The sequence below is a fragment of the Paenibacillus sp. J22P218 genome (assembly GCF_056269195.1).
The window spans coordinates 32,881-51,248 of the sequence record NZ_JBWDNL010000003.1 but is presented as its reverse complement, the minus strand read 5'-3'; the positions used below and the strand labels follow the sequence as shown (position 1 = coordinate 51,248).

At 50.6% G+C, this 18,368-nt stretch carries 16 protein-coding genes and 2 pseudogenes; 12 read left to right on the top strand and 6 right to left on the bottom strand.

From position 1 onward, the window contains the following. Window positions 1-98: 98 nt before the first annotated feature. Window positions 99-1,316 (top strand): DUF418 domain-containing protein, encoded by a 1,218-nt coding sequence (locus AC0YN0_RS14935; RefSeq protein ID WP_475821952.1) that lies wholly within the window; start codon window positions 99-101, stop codon window positions 1,314-1,316. Here the strand turns inward: AC0YN0_RS14935 and AC0YN0_RS14930 are convergent. Further along, entirely contained in the window at window positions 1,311-2,405 is a 1,095-nt protein-coding gene (locus AC0YN0_RS14930) for a winged helix DNA-binding domain-containing protein (protein ID WP_475821951.1), read from the bottom strand. The two genes, AC0YN0_RS14935 and AC0YN0_RS14930, sit on opposite strands and share 6 nt — an antisense overlap. Window positions 2,406-2,491: 86 nt before the next feature. Then, window positions 2,492-3,175 carry a DUF559 domain-containing protein gene (locus AC0YN0_RS14925; protein WP_475821950.1) on the bottom strand — a complete coding sequence of 228 codons (684 nt, stop codon included), beginning with the start codon at window positions 3,173-3,175 and terminating at the stop codon, window positions 2,492-2,494. A gap of 408 nt (window positions 3,176-3,583) precedes the next feature. Between AC0YN0_RS14925 and AC0YN0_RS14920 the strand changes: the two genes are divergently transcribed. From AC0YN0_RS14920 to fumC, 4 genes are all read left to right on the top strand, one after another. Beyond that, window positions 3,584-3,907 (top strand): Dabb family protein, encoded by a 324-nt coding sequence (locus tag AC0YN0_RS14920; protein WP_475821949.1) that lies wholly within the window; start codon window positions 3,584-3,586, stop codon window positions 3,905-3,907. A gap of 85 nt (window positions 3,908-3,992) precedes the next feature. Then, window positions 3,993-4,661, top strand: coding sequence for a bifunctional 2-keto-4-hydroxyglutarate aldolase/2-keto-3-deoxy-6-phosphogluconate aldolase (locus tag AC0YN0_RS14915; protein WP_475821948.1), 669 nt, complete (start codon window positions 3,993-3,995; stop codon window positions 4,659-4,661). Window positions 4,662-4,750: 89 nt separating this feature from the next. Further along, window positions 4,751-5,620, top strand: a complete 870-nt coding sequence (locus AC0YN0_RS14910) for a glycoside hydrolase family 43 protein (RefSeq protein WP_475821947.1) — start codon at window positions 4,751-4,753, stop codon at window positions 5,618-5,620. A gap of 100 nt (window positions 5,621-5,720) precedes the next feature. Beyond that, window positions 5,721-7,106, top strand: coding sequence for a class II fumarate hydratase (fumC, locus tag AC0YN0_RS14905; RefSeq protein WP_337100263.1), 1,386 nt, complete (start codon window positions 5,721-5,723; stop codon window positions 7,104-7,106). Between the two features lie 89 nt (window positions 7,107-7,195). On the opposite strand, the gene AC0YN0_RS14900 is transcribed toward fumC, so the two are convergent. After that, window positions 7,196-7,759, bottom strand: coding sequence for a guanylate kinase (locus AC0YN0_RS14900; protein ID WP_475821946.1), 564 nt, complete (start codon window positions 7,757-7,759; stop codon window positions 7,196-7,198). Window positions 7,760-7,930: 171 nt separating this feature from the next. Here AC0YN0_RS14900 and AC0YN0_RS14895 point away from each other — a divergent pair. From AC0YN0_RS14895 to AC0YN0_RS14880, 4 genes and pseudogenes are all read left to right on the top strand, one after another. Beyond that, a pseudogene (locus AC0YN0_RS14895) lies at window positions 7,931-8,764 on the top strand (ABC-F family ATP-binding cassette domain-containing protein); the annotation flags it as partial. A gap of 198 nt (window positions 8,765-8,962) precedes the next feature. Next, window positions 8,963-9,277, top strand: a pseudogene (locus AC0YN0_RS14890) (ATP-binding cassette domain-containing protein); the annotation flags it as partial. Between the two features lie 18 nt (window positions 9,278-9,295). Beyond that, window positions 9,296-9,886 (top strand): hypothetical protein, encoded by a 591-nt coding sequence (locus AC0YN0_RS14885; protein ID WP_475822504.1) that lies wholly within the window; start codon window positions 9,296-9,298, stop codon window positions 9,884-9,886. An 18-nt stretch (window positions 9,887-9,904) separates the two neighbouring features. Beyond that, window positions 9,905-10,537, top strand: coding sequence for a fumarylacetoacetate hydrolase family protein (locus AC0YN0_RS14880; protein WP_475821945.1), 633 nt, complete (start codon window positions 9,905-9,907; stop codon window positions 10,535-10,537). A 200-nt stretch (window positions 10,538-10,737) separates the two neighbouring features. Here the strand turns inward: AC0YN0_RS14880 and AC0YN0_RS14875 are convergent, their stop codons facing one another. The 3 genes from AC0YN0_RS14875 to AC0YN0_RS14865 form a co-directional block, all read right to left on the bottom strand. Then, a complete protein-coding gene (locus AC0YN0_RS14875; RefSeq protein WP_475821944.1) occupies window positions 10,738-11,175 on the bottom strand; it encodes a Dps family protein in 438 nt (145 codons plus the stop codon). Window positions 11,176-11,385: 210 nt separating this feature from the next. Continuing rightward, window positions 11,386-13,371, bottom strand: coding sequence for a glycoside hydrolase family 15 protein (locus AC0YN0_RS14870; RefSeq protein ID WP_475821943.1), 1,986 nt, complete (start codon window positions 13,369-13,371; stop codon window positions 11,386-11,388). A 4-nt stretch (window positions 13,372-13,375) separates the two neighbouring features. Further along, window positions 13,376-14,404, bottom strand: coding sequence for a LacI family DNA-binding transcriptional regulator (locus tag AC0YN0_RS14865; RefSeq protein ID WP_475821942.1), 1,029 nt, complete (start codon window positions 14,402-14,404; stop codon window positions 13,376-13,378). Window positions 14,405-14,822: 418 nt separating this feature from the next. On the opposite strand from AC0YN0_RS14865, the gene AC0YN0_RS14860 reads away from it, so the two are divergent. The 3 genes from AC0YN0_RS14860 (at window position 14,823) to AC0YN0_RS14850 (ending at window position 18,364) form a co-directional block, all read left to right on the top strand. After that, entirely contained in the window at window positions 14,823-16,148 is a 1,326-nt protein-coding gene (locus AC0YN0_RS14860) for a sugar ABC transporter substrate-binding protein (protein WP_475821941.1), read from the top strand. Window positions 16,149-16,223: 75 nt separating this feature from the next. Next, the gene (locus tag AC0YN0_RS14855; RefSeq protein ID WP_475821940.1) at window positions 16,224-17,537 is read left to right on the top strand and encodes a carbohydrate ABC transporter permease; all 1,314 of its coding nucleotides are present in this window, start codon (window positions 16,224-16,226) and stop codon (window positions 17,535-17,537) included. Beyond that, window positions 17,534-18,364, top strand: coding sequence for a sugar ABC transporter permease (locus AC0YN0_RS14850; protein ID WP_442052986.1), 831 nt, complete (start codon window positions 17,534-17,536; stop codon window positions 18,362-18,364). Before AC0YN0_RS14855 ends, AC0YN0_RS14850 begins: the two co-directional genes overlap by 4 nt. Window positions 18,365-18,368: the final 4 nt, after the last annotated feature.

The following is an 18,368-nucleotide window of genomic DNA, read 5'->3' as shown; positions in this document are numbered from 1 at the left end:
GGGAGTTGAACGATTTTGGAAAAATTAAGGTGATGTTTCGGTGTTGTTTGTTTCATGTTCAAAAGGATGGATTACGATTGGTTAGAGGTGATGAGAGGATGAACGATAGGTTGGAAACGGGAAATCGCGTACGAATAATCGATACGATCCGCGGATTTAGTTTACTTGGAATTTTGATTTCGAACATGCTTATTTTTCAGTACGGGATTTACGGAAAGGATGAAATGGAGCACTTCAATCCGTCAGGGTTGGATATATGGATGCATAAGCTGTTGACGGTGTTTGTGGAAGGCAGCTTCATGCCGATCTTTATGTTTTTGTTCGGATACAGCTTGTTCAAGCTGAGAGAGGGTTTGGTTCATAGAGGACTGCGGCCGGGGGCTCCGCTTGTCAGACGGTTTCTGCTGCTGATTGGATTCGGCTTGCTGCATAGTTTGTTTTTGTGGGAAGGCGATATTTTGTTCGCGTATGGGGTTACAGGCTTCGTCTTGCTCCTGTTCGTAAATCGGAAGGTCAAGACGCTTGTCATCTGGGGAATTGCATTATGCTCGGTGATGCTGTTGACGGGTCTCGTGCCGGAGGAAGAGACGGCGGAAGGGATTGCCCGAATGAGCGAATACGTGGAACGGTCGATTTCCGTATATGGGGGAGGAAGCCATGCGGAAATTATGGATTTTCGGCTAAATGAAGATCCGCTTGGATTGCCGTTAGGCGTCATCTTGGTATCTGTTGTCATTACGCCGCTTATGCTGCTGCCGATGTTCTTATTCGGCATTGCTGCCGCTCGTAAGCAATGGTTCCATAACCCACTGCGTGAGCGCAATACGAATGCAAAGCGTGCCCTCTTGTTCGTCCCAATTGGATTAGCATTGAAGGCGGTCGCGGTATGGCAGATGTCAACGTCATGGAGTTACGCGTTGATAATGGTAGGCGGGTTGCTGCTTGCCTTAGGATACATCTTTACGATGGCGGCTGTGCTCGGATCGTTGGCTAAGGGCAATATCATCGTATCGGCCTTCGAGGGCATTGGGCGGATGTCGATGACGAATTATATTATGCAGACCGTCATTTGCACGACGATATTTTATGGTTATGGGTTAGGCTGGTTTGGCGATATCGGCGTGCTGGGCGGCTTGCTGCTCGCTTTGTTGATCTATAGTTTGCAGGCAGTCGCAACGAGCTTCATGCTGCGGCGGCTCAAGAATGGTCCGCTGGAGCGGGTTCTGCGGATGTGGACGTATTTGACGCTCAGCGGCAAAGCGCGAACAGCAGGGAGACCGGCTGGCGGCGAGCAGGAGCAGAGCGTGCAATTATAGGAAAAGGATACGGTGCGAGCAATCGTCTCCGGCTGCGAATTTGAGCAGTTTTTCTCCTTCTCGGGCGAGTGCGGACCGTTCCTCCTCCGAGCCGATCGGCTCGAATGGCTGGATGCTCAAGGTAGATTCGCCTTTGCGCTGCTCCAGCTTCCATAGTCCACGAACGAAGCCGTCGATGAGGAAGGCGGAGCGGATAATGCCGTTGACCGTGAAGACGAGCGGTTTGTGCGAATCGTCCATAATGCGGCTGCGGTCGGCGTAGGATAGCAGCATGTTGTCGAATTCGGATAAGAAGCGCGGCGGAGCGGGCGTGTCTCCGTCAGGCAGCGGCGCATCCGGAACGTCGAACAACTCCACGCCTTGCTCGTCGCGGAAGGTGCGCAGGGTGGGACGCATGCGCTCAATCGTTTCTTTGAGCTTGGTCATGCCGGACCATACTTGCATATCCTTGATGGAGGCAGGGCCATAAGCAGCTAGGTAGCGCCGGAGCATGTCGTCCGGCGCTGCTTCTGTTGCAAGCGGCTTGCCGAGCCATGCTTCGGCAGTCGTGTGGTATGCTTGGCCGCCGGTGCCCCAAATGCCGCGCGGCGTCACCTGCACGAGCGGAAGCAGATTGCGGGCGGCGTTAGCCAGATCCGCATTGGCGTAGCCGGGCAGCTTCTCGGCGAGGAGCTTGCCGAGCTCGTCGAGCGTTCGCGGTTTCTCTTCTGTGAGCGTACGCGCGCAGAAGAGAAGCTCCTGGCGCTGCTCGCCGGTAAGGCGACTGCGGATCGCGTTGTGAAGGGAACGCTCCAGCATCGAATGCAGAATGGTGCGGAAGGAGAGGCAATCATCCGCGGTGACGAGATGGATCGTGGAGCGGTGAAGCGCGATGCGCACGACTTGGCGGTCGAGCAGCAATTGCGACAGCTGCTCCTGCTTGAAGCTCTCAAGCCGCGTCCACAGCGCGTAATACGGCGGGTCTTGCGCCTGAGCTTGAATGGCGACAAGCCGCTTGATCGCTTCGAGTGGAGTGATGCTCTCCCGCTGCAGCAGCATCTGCCTCGAGAGCAGCGCGCGGTTCAGTTCTCGCTTAGTGAGTGTCCTCATTGCCTATCACCTCTATTTGAAGTTTCGGATTTTACTAGTATTGTCTGGATTATAACGGCTGAACCCTGACAACTGTCTGTCAGCGTTTATTCGAAAATTTCCGTAAGTTGCGTGGCTGCATATTCAGTCGGTTTATACCGGCGAACGCCGTTTCCTGTAGAGAGCGGCTCAAGCAGTCCCTTGGCGGCTAAAGCTTGCAGTCGATTACGTGCTGTTCGAAAGTTGATCTGCAAGGCGTTCTTCACATCAATTGGTCGAATGGAGCGGACTAATGACCAGGCAAGTCGGAGCACTTCTCGTTCGTGGGCATGCAAAGTCGGGGCTAGATTGACTTGGCTGCGAATGAGGTAAGGTGCAAGGGCAAGCTGTAGAAGCATCTGAGCAATATCGGGTCGCCTCTGCACATCATCGAAAGAAAAGTGGAGCATTTTCCAACCGATTCCGGTTAAGAAATTGTCACGGTTCAAGGCGTAGCTATGCTTTTCACGGTCCATATCTTTGATATGTGATTGGAACCCGTCGATCTCTATTCCAAACTTTGCGTTTGCAACTACAAATGCGAAGTCGAGGAATTGCGACTTGCGATTCCAGTCGTATACCTCATATTCGGGATGCAAATGCTCGAATGATCCCATCAACGGCCACCACACATTTTGGGAAAAGAGCTTCTCTGCATAGCCGTGTCCGCGCAGTAGCCTTCCCTTTCGTTCCCCGCTGCGTTTCTCCGTATGTTCATTAAGAAATCCGTCGTATGCTTGATCAAAATTCATAGAATCCCATCCTCCTTATAGTAAAAAAAGAACGCCCCAAGGCCGTAGCGGCTTTGGGACGTTCTTCGTCTGCCCTCATTATAGAATGGAGAAGGGAAGGATTCAATTCTATTTTGGCGCAAGTGATGTCTTGTTGCAGAGACTGCAACAGATGAGGACAAAGCAGTTAGCGAAACATGCGTTGGTTGCACTTTCTGCAACTGATTGGCGAGATTCTTGGGTGTAGGAGGCTTGTTAGAGCGGATCTGTTGCATAATGTGCAATGAGTGACAGTAGAAGAGGGAGTAAATGGCTAATCTGTTGCAGAAAGTGCAATAGAACGTATCAGACGATCGAAACTAGCTCTCACCAGCCTATTTATGGTATTTTAAAACTATTAAAATTAGCTAGATTAGAGGAGAGATATCGATGTCGGAAACGAATAAGCAGTGGATATTGCATTCGGTTATTTTTAGCTTGAAGCATGAGAAAGGTTCGGAGGAGGCACGCAAGTTTCTAGCGGATGGGGAACGGATATTGACTTCGATTCCGGTAGTTTCCAACTTCCACGTCTATAACCAGGTTAGTGCGAAAAACGACTATGATTACGGCTTCGCCATGGAGTTCGCAAGCCAGGCCGATTATGAGGCGTACAACGAGCATCCGCTTCACCAGCAATTCGTTCAAGAACGCTGGGCAACGGAAGTGGAGAAGTTTTTGGAAATCGATTATACGAAACCGAACAAAGATTGAAGATTTGCTCTAAACCGCCTATAATGGGCAGTAGAACGAACATTTTCGAACAAATAGGAACACAAAGGGAAAAGGGGCTAACAGGATGAAGAAGCTTAAGGTGCTGCAGCAGCTTACAGAAGCGGGTGTTGTAGCCGTATTGCGCGCAGACTCCCCGGAGGAAGTAGCAGAAATGGCGCGCCGTGCAATCAAAGGCGGCATTAAAGCGATTGAGATTACGATGACCGTTCCATTCGCGCTCCGCGCAATTGAGCAATTATCGAAGGAATACTCGAGCGATGTATCGCCTGATGCGGATAACTTCGCTATTATTGGCGTGGGCACGGTGCTTGATCCGGAGACGGCTCGCGCAGCGATATTGGCAGGCGCCGAATATGTGGTTGCGCCGGCGTTAAACCCGGACACGATTAAGCTTTGCAACCGTTATGCGATTCCCGTTATGCCGGGCACAATGACGATTCACGAAATTCAAAGCGCGCTTGAGCTGGGCGTTGACGTCGTGAAGCTGTTCCCGGGCAACCTCTACTCTCCAAGCGTCATTCCATCCATCAAAGGACCGCTGCCGCAAGCGAACATTATGCCAACGGGCGGCGTATCGCTTGATAACCTGAAGGACTGGATCAAGGCCGGAGCAGTTGCGGTAGGTATTGGTTCCGACTTGACGAAGGATGCAGTGAAGACAGGCGACTTCTCGCTGATCGAGAAGAAGGCAGCAGCCTATATCGCCGCTTATCGCGAAGCGAAAGACCTTTAGCAGCAAATAGAAATAATAAGCGCCATAGGGGCAACAAACTCCGAGTGGCGCTTTTGTATACATATATAGTTGAAGAGGAGAATTACGTCATGCTGAAACGTGAGCAAATCCGAATTCGCGACCCTTTTATATTGCCTATTCAAGACGATGGTTTGTATTATATGTACGGCTCGACCGATCTCAATACATGGGGCGGCCCGGGTACGGGCTTCGACGTCTACAGCAGCAAAGATCTGGATAACTGGGAAGGACCTTTCGAGGCGTTTCGTCCAGAGCCAGATTTTTGGGCGGATCGGAATTTTTGGGCGCCGGAGGTCTATGCGTACAATGACCGTTATTATATGTTCGCTTCCTTCAAGTCGGAGGATCGCTGCCGCGGCACGCAGGTGCTTGTCGCTGAGCATCCGCTTGGACCGTTCCGCACGTTGACGGACAAGCCGGTCACGCCGGAGGATTGGGAGTGTCTAGATGGGACACTTTACGTGGACGCGGACAACAAACCGTGGATGGTGTTCTGTCATGAATGGATTCAGGTGCAGGATGGCAAAATGTGCGCGATTCCGCTGACGGACGATCTCCGTGAGGCGGCTGGCGAACCGATCTTGCTGTTCACCGCTTCGCAGGCGCCATGGTCGGCCGCGGGCAAGGACTCCTCGAACTATGTGACGGACGGTCCATACTTGTACCATACGGAGAATGGGGAGCTGCACATGCTTTGGTCCAGCGGCTCAAAGACCGGCTATGCGATTGGCATTGCCCGTTCGGAATCGGGAACGATTGAAGGGCCATGGCTGCAGGACGAAACGCCTTTATTCGCGGAGGACGGCGGCCACGGCATGCTGTTCCGCACGTTCGAGGGGCAACTGATGTTGTCCATTCATGCTCCGAACAAGCTGACGGAGGAAAGGGCTGTATTTATCCCTATGACCACGAAGGATGGCAGGCTGCAACCGAGCTAAACAGCGCTGGCAAGCTTGCTTCTGACGGCGAATAGCGTTATAACAGAAACAGGACTGTTTAAGAGAGACCAATCATAGATCAAAAGGAGTCGTTAGGCGAATGGATTATCGGATTGAGAAGGACACAATGGGTGAGATTAAAGTTCCTGCAGACAAGCTATGGGGCGCACAAACGCAACGCAGCCTGCAAAACTTTAAAATCAGCGGAGAGCGCATGCCGATCGAAGTCGTCTATGCGATGGCTATTATTAAGAAAGCTTCGGCTTTTGCCAACAACAAGCTAGGCGTACTCGATGCAGAGAAAGCGGCTGTTATCGGCGAAGCGGTTGACGAAGTATTGGCTGGCAAATGGGATGAGCATTTCCCGCTCGTCGTATGGCAGACAGGCAGCGGCACACAAACGAACATGAACGTGAATGAGGTTGTTGCGAACCGCGCCAACCAAATTCTTCAGGAGAGAGGCAGCGAAGCTCGCATTCACCCGAATGACGACGTGAACCGCTCCCAAAGCTCCAATGATACATTCCCTGCAGCGATGCATATTGCCGGCGTTATCGCGCTCGAAGATCGCCTCTTGCCTGCGCTTGACCTCCTGAACGGAACGCTTCGCGCGAAGTCGGAGAAGTTCGCTGATTTGGTGAAAATCGGCCGTACGCATCTGCAAGATGCGACGCCAATTACGCTTGGCCAAGAAATTAGCGGCTGGTATTCGATGCTTGACCGTACGCGCGCGATGCTCGTGCAAAGCGTAGAAACGATGCGCGACTTGGCGCTCGGCGGCACGGCAGTAGGTACAGGCCTTAATGCACATCCGGACTACGCGGTAGCGGTAGCCGAAGAAGTGACGGCTTTGACAGGCAAAACCTTCATTACGGCAGCTAACAAGTTCCACTCGCTTACAAGCCATGACCAAATCGTGTACACGCATGGTGCGATCAAGGCGCTTTCGGCTGATCTCATGAAAATTGCGAACGATGTTCGCTGGCTGGCAAGCGGCCCTCGTTGCGGCATCGGCGAAATCGTTATTCCCGAGAACGAGCCAGGAAGCTCCATCATGCCGGGCAAAGTTAATCCAACCCAAAGCGAAGCGATTACAATGGCTGTATGCCAAGTCATCGGCAACGATACAGCGATCGGCATGGCGGCAAGCCAAGGCAACTTCGAGCTTAATGTGTTCAAGCCGGTCATTATTTATAACTTCCTGCAATCGGTCGCGCTTATGGCTGATGCCATGGTATCGTTCAACGACAACTGCGCGGTCGGCATTGAGCCGAACGAAGCGGTTATCAAGCGCAACCTGGATCAGTCGCTAATGCTCGTAACCGCGCTCAACCCGCATATCGGCTATGAGAACGCGGCAGCAATTGCGAAGAACGCCCATAAGAAAGGCCTTACGCTGAAGGAGTCCGCTATTGCAAGCGGCCTGCTGACGTCTGAGCAATTCGACGAATTTGTTCGTCCTGAGAATATGATTGGCAAGCGCTAACGAATAGATTTGTACAAAAAGAAGCCGGGTACTGCTCCTTAAGGAGTCTGCACCTGGCTTTCTTGTGTCCGTACCGTGATCGTCAAACGTCACGAATTCGAGTCGAGATAACGGCTTACAATCGTTTTTATTTGCTCGACGGTTCGATCGATCGTCATATTTTCAATAATGTGCTCGCAATGCTTGCGGTAAGTCACTTCTTCGGTGTAGTGGCTCAAATAGTTGTCCATGATCTCGAAGCTTGTTCCCTTGCTTTCGAGACGTTCGGATACGGTTTGCTTATCCGTATAAATGAAGATGCGTACGGCGCGTTCGCCATACAGGCTGCGAATGCGTTCAGTGCCTTCGCTGTTCAGAATAATGTAGACGCTCTTGCCGCTGTTCATCGCTTGATCGAGGTCGCGTCTGCCGATGCCGTAGCGGTGATGATCGATGCGAACAAATTCCGCGAAAAAATCATTATGGTACAAGCTATCGAACTGCTGCTCGGTTACGTAGCGATAGTCGGCATCGGGGAGCTCTTTATTGCGCGGCGGGCGGTCAGTGAAGGAAGCGATATGAACGATGCCGCTGCCTTGCAGCGCGCGGTGTGCGGACGTCTTGCGCCCAGAGCCGCTTGTGCCGGTGAAGATGAACAGATAGGGGTTATTCATGCAGAATCACTCCTCTCATATACCTATTATATCGGCATCTCGGGCAGTGGCGATGATAGGAGCGCCAACATCCATTTCGAAGTGAAGATCGTGTCCGATTATGGTATGATACGAATGGTTGCACAGCAAGCAGCAGCCTATTTCTAATAACGAAAAAAGTAGGTTTGTCTTATGCATTTATTATCGGTTGAACATATAACGAAAAGCTATGGCGAGAAGCTGTTATTCGAGGACGTGACGTTCGGACTTGAAGATGGCGATAAAGTAGGCATTATCGGCGTGAACGGTACCGGCAAGTCGACCTTCCTGAAGGTCATTGCCGGAATAGAGCCTGCCGATGCCGGTTCAGTGGCAATCGGCGGGCGTGTCACGGTTCGAATGCTGGCGCAGGACCCGGCATTCGAACCGGAGGAGACGGCGCTGGAGCATGTGCTCGGCGGCCAGTCGCCGCAGCTTCGCGCCGTGCGTGCTTATGCCGCGGCGATGGAGGCTATTGAACTAAAGCCGAACGACACGGCGCTTCAGGAACAGTTGATTGCAGCGAATCAGAAGATGGATGAGCTGGATGCTTGGCAATTGGAGAGCGACGCGAAGGTCGCGCTCTCGAAGCTCGGTATTTATGATTATGAAGCGAAGGTCGGCACGCTCTCCGGCGGACAGCGCAAGCGGGTCGCGATGGCTGCGGCGCTGCTGCAGCCGTCCGACGTGCTCATTCTGGACGAGCCGACGAACCATATCGACAACGATTCCGTTGCTTGGCTGGAAGGCATGCTGCAGAAGCGGCGCGGCGCGCTGCTGATGATAACGCATGATCGGTATTTCCTCGATCGCGTCAGCAATCGGGTAATAGAATTAGATAAGGGAAAGGCGCATTTCTACCAAGCCAACTACAGCCGGTTCCTTGAACTGAAGCTGGAGCGCGAGGAGCGGGAGGCCGCTTCCGAGTCGAAGCGCCAGAACCTGCTGCGCAATGAGCTTGCTTGGATTCGCCGTGGCGCGAAGGCGCGGACGACGAAGCAGAAGGCGCGTATTGACCGCTTCGAGGCGCTGAAGGCAGATGCCCCGAAGCAGGCTGGGGGCAAGCTCGACGTATCGGTTGCATCCTCTAGACTCGGACGTAAGATCGTGGAGATCGAAGATGTGGCGAAGAGCTACGGCAGTCGCAAGTTGATTCGCGACTTCAGCTACATTGCCGTACCGGAGGATAGGGTCGGCATCGTTGGCCGCAACGGCAGCGGCAAGTCGACGCTGCTGAAGCTGATTGCCGGGAAGCTGACGCCCGATGAAGGGACCGTTGATATCGGACCGACAGTGAAGCTTGGCTGGTTTTCGCAAGAGCATGAAGAAATGAACGAGTCATTAAGAGTCATCGAATACATTCGTGAGGATGCCGAGCAGGTAAAGACGGCTGACGGCTCGCTCATTTCCGCTGGGCAAATGCTGGAGCGGTTCTTGTTCTCGCCGACAATGCAATGGACGCCGATCGCGAAGTTGTCCGGCGGCGAGAAACGCCGCTTGCAGCTGCTGAGAGTACTGATGAACGCACCAAATGTGCTGCTTCTCGATGAACCGACGAATGATCTCGATATAGCGACACTGACCGTTCTCGAAGACTATTTGGACGATTTCCCAGGCGTCGTATTTGTTGTCTCCCATGACCGCTACTTCCTGGATCGGACGGTTGACAAAATTATTGCCTTCGAGGGTGAGGGCGTTATTACGCATCACACGGGCAATTACTCGGACTATCAGGAGACGATCGCGAAGCGGGACGGGGCAGGATCGGGCGCATCTGCCGGATCAGCTGCTGGATCTTCCAAATCGTCATCGAAGGCAGCGGGAACGCCGCAATCTGAGGAAACCTCTAAGCAGGGCAGCAAGGAACGGGCGTTGAAGATGTCGTACAAAGAGCAGAAGGATTACGAGCAGATCGACGGCTGGATCGAAGCGGCTGAAGCAGAGCTAGCAAAGGTTGCCGAGCATATGGAAGCTGCTAGCAGCGATTCGGTGCGTCTGCAGGAGCTGGCCGCCGAGCAGCAGCAACTAGAAGAGAAGTTGGAGCAGTTGATGGATCGCTGGACGGAACTGAATGAATTGGCGGAGAAGATCGCCGCACAGAACAAATAAAGGGAGGCTCACTCAACCATGAGCGCTAACGAAATTCGCAACATCTATTGCATTGGCCGCAATTACCGGCTGCACGCATTGGAGCTCGGTAACGCTGTTCCGACATCCCCTATGGTATTTACAAAGCCAACACATGCGCTTGCGCCTATGAATGGCAACATTGTTGAACTGCCGAGCGGTGTAGGCGAGATTCATTTTGAATTGGAGATTGTCCTTCGAATCGGGCGTGACTTCGAGCCTGGCATTCATGCAGACGAGATCATCAGCGGCATGACGCTTGGACTCGATCTGACATTACGAGATGTGCAGTCGAAGATTAAGGCGAAAGGCGAGCCTTGGCTTCCTGCCAAAGGCTTCAAAGGTTCAGCGCCGCTCGGGGAATGGATTGACTACCCCGGCCAAGCTGCGCTTGAGCAGCAAACCTTCACGCTCGTACGCAGCGGCCAAGAGGCACAGCGTGGTCAAGCAGCCGATATGATCTTCGATGTTGCTACTCTCATTGAGTTTATAGGAACGAACTACGGCCTTGGAGCGGGGGACATCATATATACCGGCACTCCTGCTGGCGTAGCGGCGTTGGCGGATGGTGATACTTTAGATGCCTTCTGGGGCGAACAAAATCTCGGGAGCTGCATAGTCAAGTTTGTCTAAATAATGAAGAAAAAAGCGGATGAGCCTAAGCTCATCCGCTTTTCTGACCACATCAGAATGTTTAAGTGCTTTACAGCGATAAAGCGTGAAGGAGATCATTCAGATTGGCGATAAAAACTTCCTCTTAAACGCGGTCGTTCATCCTCGAACTACTCCGATAAGAGTTTTTCTCATTCATCGTATCATAACTACAATCCAAGTTATCTTCCGTTAAATGCGCTCAGCATCCACACATGTTTTTCAAGCGTCGTATGGATGGCGAGCAGCATATCGGCGGTTGTTTCGTCGCCTGCAGCTTGAGCAGCTTCCATACCTTCCTTCAGCTCACCAATAATTATGGTGAAGTCGGCGATCAATTGATCGACCATTTGCTCGGCAGTTTCTTCGCCGGACGCTTCCTTGATGCTTGCGGCTGATAGGTAGTCGCTCATTCTCGCTAACGGCTGACCCTTCACGGCAAGCAGGCGCTCGGCTATTTCGTCAACATGCAGTGCGGCTTCTTCGTAGAAGAGCTGGAATTTCTCATGCAAGGTGAAAAATTGCGGGCCTTTCACATACCAATGGTAGTTGTGCAGCTTAATATACAGGACGCTCCAGTTGGCAATTTGACGGTTTAAATGTTGTTGTATCGTATTCATTTCGATCATCCTTTCCGAAAAGTAGTGTTTGTAGACAATGGGAAATCCATACATCTATTTAACTGATATAGGAACAATATAACTAACCCATCATAAATATTTAGATCAATTCCTTATTTATAATTATTACAAACTATAAGGAAAATGTCAATGCATATCATACAAAAAAACGGAAGAGAGCAGCTCTCTTCCGTTTTCGCGTCAATTGACTTATAGCGTGTTAGTTTCTTGCAATTGCTGGGCGGCTGCTTCTTTCTCTTCGGCTTCCGCCAGCATAAAGATCGCTAATACGTACATGGCATGCGACCACGTAAGCGGCACGACCCAAGCGGTTGCGCCTGTTTCCTTGTCTACCTGCTCAGGCAATAAGCCTGTTTCGGTGCGGTGCTCAATTGACCATTGCAGCAGTTCCCTCGCCTTATCCAAGCTGCCAGTTTGGATGCGATAGTGTGCCAGCCAAAGCGTCGTAAGAATCCACGGATTCCCGCCGATGTAATGATCGTTTTCGTAACGCTTAATGCCGCCGACACCCGGTACAGTAAGCGCCGCTTCAATCGAATCGGCAGTACGCTGCATATAGTCGTGATCCTTAGGCACGGCGTTGAACGGAATCGATATGCCTAGAAGGCTTATGTCAATCATCGGATCATGCCGCAGCGTATATTTGCGATAGCCTTTGTCGAGCTCGACGATGGAAGCGTCCATGCCTGATGAGACTGCTTCCTCGTATGCCGCTGCACCTACCGAAATATTTAAGCCGCGATAGAAGCTGCTGCGCTCCTCATTCCATCCGCTCTCAAGGATAGCGGAAGAGATCTGATTAGCAGCAGAAGACCATTGTTCTGCGGCCTCATTATTGCCAAGCAGGTGGGCGAAGCTAGCAGCGGCGGTCAATCCGCCGTATACGGCTGCTGAAGAATAGGTATGGGAAGCTTCTCGCTCTTCCCATAGGTCAATGCTAGGTCTCGGCAAACCTGTTTCCGGATCGAGGAAGCTGGCTAGGAAACTGGCGCCTTTCTGGACAGCCGGCCATACTTGCTTGGCGAATTCAATATTGTGACCCTCCAAGTAATGCTGCCACATGCCCCATAAAATAGATGCGCCTTCGTCAATTTGCAAGCCCCAGGAAGGAGCGAGACTGCCATCATGATAATGACGCTGCTGCCAAGAGCCGTCCGGCGATTGAGAAGTAAGCGTCCAAGCATAGAAACGGTCAGATAGCTCACCAAGCCCCGCCTTATCGAGAGCAGTCGTGATGAACGCTGCGTCTCTTCCCCAGCAATAGGAGTAGCCGCCGCAGCGGGAGAATGTCTCGTCGAACTCGGGAGCTGCAATGATGCTTCCCGTCTGATGATCAGCCATCAGCTTAAACATAAGAACGGATCGTTCATATAAGCCGGTCATATCTTCATTAGCGACCGGGGAGGGAGAAGCAGCGGCTAAGTATTGACGCCAATAGTCAGACGTTTCGTTAACCCATTCGGAGCTGTCCTTAGACTTCGCTATTTCCAGTTGAGCAAGAGAACTAGCCTCATCGCGTCCAGCCGTAATATAAAGCGGAATGGTTGCAGAATCACCGGCTTTAAGTTGCTCAATCCGCCATGATAGCGCTCCGTCCGGGCGCATATTAATGACGTTGCCGGCAAGCTGTCCCTCTTGAACGGATTCCCAGTCGAGTCCCGCTTGAAACTTTGTGCATACGTTTGCACTCGAAAGCGCAAAAAAGTACGTATGTCTAAAATGAATTAAAGCGTCAGCAGTAGCGTTGAAGGTCGTCGTATTGTACAAACGATTTTCGCTGACTAGGAAGGAGGAATGCATGATAAATTCAAACGAAACAGCTGCTTCGCTCGTATTTGTAAAGCGGTATTCTCGCACGAGAATATCTTGCTCTGGAACGGCGAAGTGCAAGCTTTCCACTTGTATCGGCTGTTGCTCAGAACGAGCTCCGATGCTAACAATGTTCGTTTTTGGCACATAAGCGATTTCGTGTTTCCAGCCGTCTGTCTCGCTGTCGAACCATGATACGGAGGAATTGCCCAGCAGCTTGATGCCGGTACGCATGGCATCGACATGCTGAGGCATGTCGATGTTCGGCCACCAGAGGCGGTACAGTCTGCCCGTACGGCCAAGCGAAGCGAGCATTTTGGAGTTGCCGATTATAGCGTCGATAAGATAAGGCTTGTTTGTATTCATAAATTCAGCTCCTTTTTGCGACGGTATGGATAGATGATTCACGTACGATTAACCGATGAGGGATAATCATCCGCTGCTGATGTACACTCTCTTCCTGGATAAGGCGAATTAACATTTGCGAAGCGGTATAGCCAAGCTGGTACGTTCCAATATCGATGGAACTGATCGGCGGTTGGGCTAGCTCGGACAGCGCAATATTGTTGAAGCTGACGAGGCTTAGATCATCCGGTACTTTGTAGCCCAGTTCAGTTAAGCCGCGTAGAACGCCGAAGCCGACAACATCGTCGATAACGACAAGGCCGCTTGGCCGCTCAGGTAAGCCCATAAGGAACGACATGGCGCGATAACCGCTTTGTTGCAGGAACTCGCCCTCAACGACCCATTCGGAGCGGAAAGGAAGACCCGCCTCGCGAAGCGCGCGTTGGTAGCCTTGCATCCGGTCGCGAGCGACGGTAAGCGTCGGCGGTCCGCTGACGAAGCCGATACGTTCATGTCCTTGCACGATAAGATGCTGTGTTGCATCATAAGCTGCCTGTTCATTGTTATTGTCCACGGACAGGATGTTCGGATGCTCATCGGTTCTGCCGATAAGGACGGTAGGGAACTTATGCTTATCGAGCATATCGATGAGAGGATCGTTAACCCTAGACGATAGCAAAATAATACCGTCAACTCGTCTGCCGAACACAAGGCGGGACACTGTTTCCGTTTCATCATGCGGCGAGGTTGCGGCAGTAAGCAGCATATCGTAGCCGGCCCTCGTGGATTGCGTCAATATACCGCGAAGCAATTCACCAAAAAAGAAGTCTTGGAACAATTCTTCGGCAGGGCGGGGGAGCACGATCGCAAGCGTTTGCGTCGTCTTGGAAACGAGACTTTTGGCCATGACATTAGGATGGTAGCCCATTTCCTCCATAATTCGTTTGACCTTTTGTGAAGTTTCTTTGCTTATTCTAGGGTGGTTGGAGACGACCCTGGATACCGTTGAAGGGGATACCCCGGCGACTTTTGCAATATCTTTAATGGTTACCATAATGACTTCTGCCCCCATTGCGCAATCGTTTGTGCTATATCATTCATCCTAATGCAATTGTTGCTCAAAAGTAAATATATATATTAGGAAAGCGCTTCAAAATCCGTGAAAAACTAATAGAAACAAAGAAAAACGACGAAAATCGAAGAAATCAATTTATTTTCTCGATAGAACGAACTGTGCAAACGTTTTAACAAAAGCAAACCCTTGTTGTATGATGGGTACACGAATAGAGCGCTTACATTACTTGAAAATCGCCAAAACAACGATGTAAAACAGCAAACATGCTTCTTTACGTCGTTTTTTCTCGAAACTTGTACAAACGTTTGCGCTACTTGTGCAAGGAGATAACTGGCGAAATAGTAGGGCGTGCAATTCAGGAGTACAGCAAACACATTATGGAAGGGGATCTTTACGCATGAAAAAGTGGTTTGTGACGTCTTTAATCGTTGCCCTGTTTATCGTATCTGCATGTGGAGGCACGAATAACGGAGGCAAAACGGAAAATGCAAACAGCGGTACCAACACAGAGAACAAGGCGAACAACGCAGGTACCGCAACAGAAGCGCCTCCCGCAGTAGAAGAATCGACGGATATCGTTCCAGAGGAAGGCGCATCGCTTCTTGTATGGGATAGCAAAAACCAACGCACCGTGCTTGAAGAAATCGCCAAAGAATTCACGGCTCAATACAACATTCCAGTGAAAATCGAAGAAGTAGAGTCGCCGGACCAAGTTGGCAAGCTGACTACGGATGGTCCAGCTAATATCGGCGCTGACGTTGTAACGTTCCCGCATGACAACCTAGGTAAAGCGATTGCTGCCGGTCTTGTTATGCCGAACGACTTCTACGGCGATCAAACCATTGCTAACAACGCTGAAGCTGCTGTTAATGCAGTAACGGTTGACGGTATTTTGTACGGCTACCCGCGTTCCGTTGAGACATACGGCTTATTTTACAACAAGGATCTTGTTCAAACGCCGCCGGCTTCATTCGAAGAGCTTATGGAGTTCTCCAAAACCTTTAATGATGCAGCAGCCAAAAAGTATACGCTCATGTGGGAACTTGGAAACTTTTATTTTAATTATATCTTCTTCTCTTCCACCGGCGGTTACGTATTCGGTGGCAATGGTCAAGATGCAGCAGACATCGGTTTGAACAACGACGGCGCTGTAGAGGGCTTGAAGGCTTACCAAGCATTGAAACAAATTTTGCCGATCAACTCCGGCGATGCTTCGGCCGACATCATCCAAGGCAAATTCCAAGATAAATCGCTCGCAATGACGATTACTGGTCCATGGAAAGTGGGCGACTTCAAAAACCTAGGCATTAACTTCGGCGTAGCTCCACTGCCAACGATTAATGGCAAACCTGCTGTATCGTTCTCCGGCGTGAAAGCTTGGTATGTTAACACATTCACGAAGTATCCGAACGCTGCGAAGTTATTCGCAAGCTTCGTATCGAACAAAGAAAATCAGTTGAAAGACTTCGCAGCAACAGGCGCTATTCCTGCTAATAAGGAAGCGATGGAAGATCCAACGTTCAAGGCGGATGAAATCTCGAGTGCATTCGCAGCGCAGTTTATTAATTCGCAAGCTATGCCTTCGATTCCAGAGATGGGTAACGTTTGGACGCCTGTTGGCGCAGCGCTCTCCGACATTTGGGACAAAGGCACAGATCCAAAAACATCGCTCGACAATGCGGTACAACAAATTAAAGATGCCAACTCCGGCGCAACGAAATAAACAATAACAGGAATGATCGTTCGCCCGCCGAAGAGTGCTTCGGCGGGTGAACATCATGGAAGGGAGCCAGGCGGTATGAATCGTCATCGCAACACCGCGGCCGTTTTGTCCGGGCTATTCATGGGACTTGGACAGCTATATAACCGGCAATATTGGAAGGGACTTATTTTGCTGATCACCTGCGCCGGCTCGCTCGGATACTTCATACCGAATTTGGCCCAAGCCATTTGGGGAATAGTGACGCTCGGCGAGAAGACGGGCGGATTTGTGAAAGTCGGCAAGATGTATGAGCCAATTAAAGGCGATCATTCCATATTTCTGTTAATAGACGGACTTATAGCTATCTTTCTTTTGGTCGTATTTCTTATCGTTTATATTATGAACATTCGCGACGCGTATCGTACGGGAAAGCAGAGGGACAATGGCGAGGAATCAGCTACCTTCCGGCAAACCATTGCCTACATCACAGATCGGAAGTTTCCGCTGTTAATGCTGGCTGTGCCTGGGCTCGGCGTGCTGTTTCTGACCATTATGCCGATTATATTCATGGTGCTGCTCTCGTTTACGAATTACTCGATGCCTCAACATATTCCTCCAGCCAAGCTCGTTGACTGGGTTGGTTTCCAAACGTTTATTGATTTGCTTAGTCTCAAGACCTGGAGCAGAACATTTCTAGGCGTATTTACTTGGACGATTATATGGGCGGTCGTAGCTACAATCACTTGCTACTTCGGCGGTCTGTTCGTTGCGCTAATCATTGAACAGAAGGATATGAAGTTCAAGAAGCTATGGCGGACAATATTCATTCTTCCCTATGCCATTCCGCAGCTCATATCGCTGCTAATAATGAGAAATTTATTTAACGGCGAATTCGGGCCGATCAATAATTACTTGTCCAGCTTCGGTCTTGGCGGACTGCCATGGCTGACCGATCCGTTCTGGGCGAAGGTTACTGCAATTGTTGTTAATATGTGGGTAGGTATTCCGGTATCGATGGTTCTAATTATGGGAGTATTGACGGCGATTCCGAAAGATCTCTACGAAGCAGCCGACGTTGATGGCGCATCTGCATTCCAAAAGTTCCGCATCGTCACGATGCCGTTCGTGTTATTCACGACAGCTCCGATTCTTATTACTCAGTTCGCGGGCAACATTAACAACTTCAATCTGATTTTCTTGTTGACTAATGGTAACCCGGTTAACGGCGATTATCAGTATGCGGGCAGTACTGACTTGCTCGTCACATGGCTCTACAAATTGACGCTCAACAACAGCCAGTTCAATATGGCATCTGCGATCGGCATCATTATTTTCATCATTATTGCATCGTTCTCGATCATCAACTACCGCCGGACGAAATCATTTAAAGAGGAGGATATGATCCAATGACCAAGGGCGTACGCTTGACGCTTAGCTATTTGTTTCTTATTGTGATTGCGATCTGCTGCATTTATCCTGCTCTTTGGGTACTCGTTTCTTCCGTTAGACCAGGCACGTCGTTGTACAGCGCTACCTTTTTTCCGAAAACGATCACTTTTGATCATTATTACGAGCTGTTCCACTCCAAAGTTTTTCAGTACGGCAGATGGTATCTGAACACATTGAAGATTGCGACATTGTCGATGATCTTCTCTACATTGCTGTCCACGGTCAGCATGTACGCACTGTCGCGCTTTCGCTTCAAAGGCAGACAGACGATTCTATCTACCATACTCGTACTCGGTATGTTCCCAGGTTTCATGAGCCTTATTCCCGTTTACATCTTCTTGCTGCAGCTTAATCTGCTTGATACCCATGCGGCAATCATTATCGTATATGCGGCAGGTGCTGTATTGTTCAACGGTTTTGTCATCAAAGGATTCTTCGATACGATTCCGCGAAGTTTGGACGAATCGGCACGTATTGATGGAGCGAATCATTTGCAAATCTTTTACCGCATTATGCTGCCGCTAGGTCGCCCTATTCTTATCTACGTCGCACTTACTACATTCGCCGGAGCATGGGTAGACTTTATATTCGCTAATCTTGTGCTGCGTACGAAGGAGAAATGGACGCTTGCAGTCGGTATGTGGGATCTAGTCAATTCTTATCAAAATAGCAACTTCACCATGTTTGCTGCCGGCGCTGTGCTTATTGCCGTTCCGATTACGCTGCTGTTCGTGCTGTTGCAACGGTTTCTCGTTCAGGGCCTTACATCAGGCGCTTCGAAAGGGTGACGGT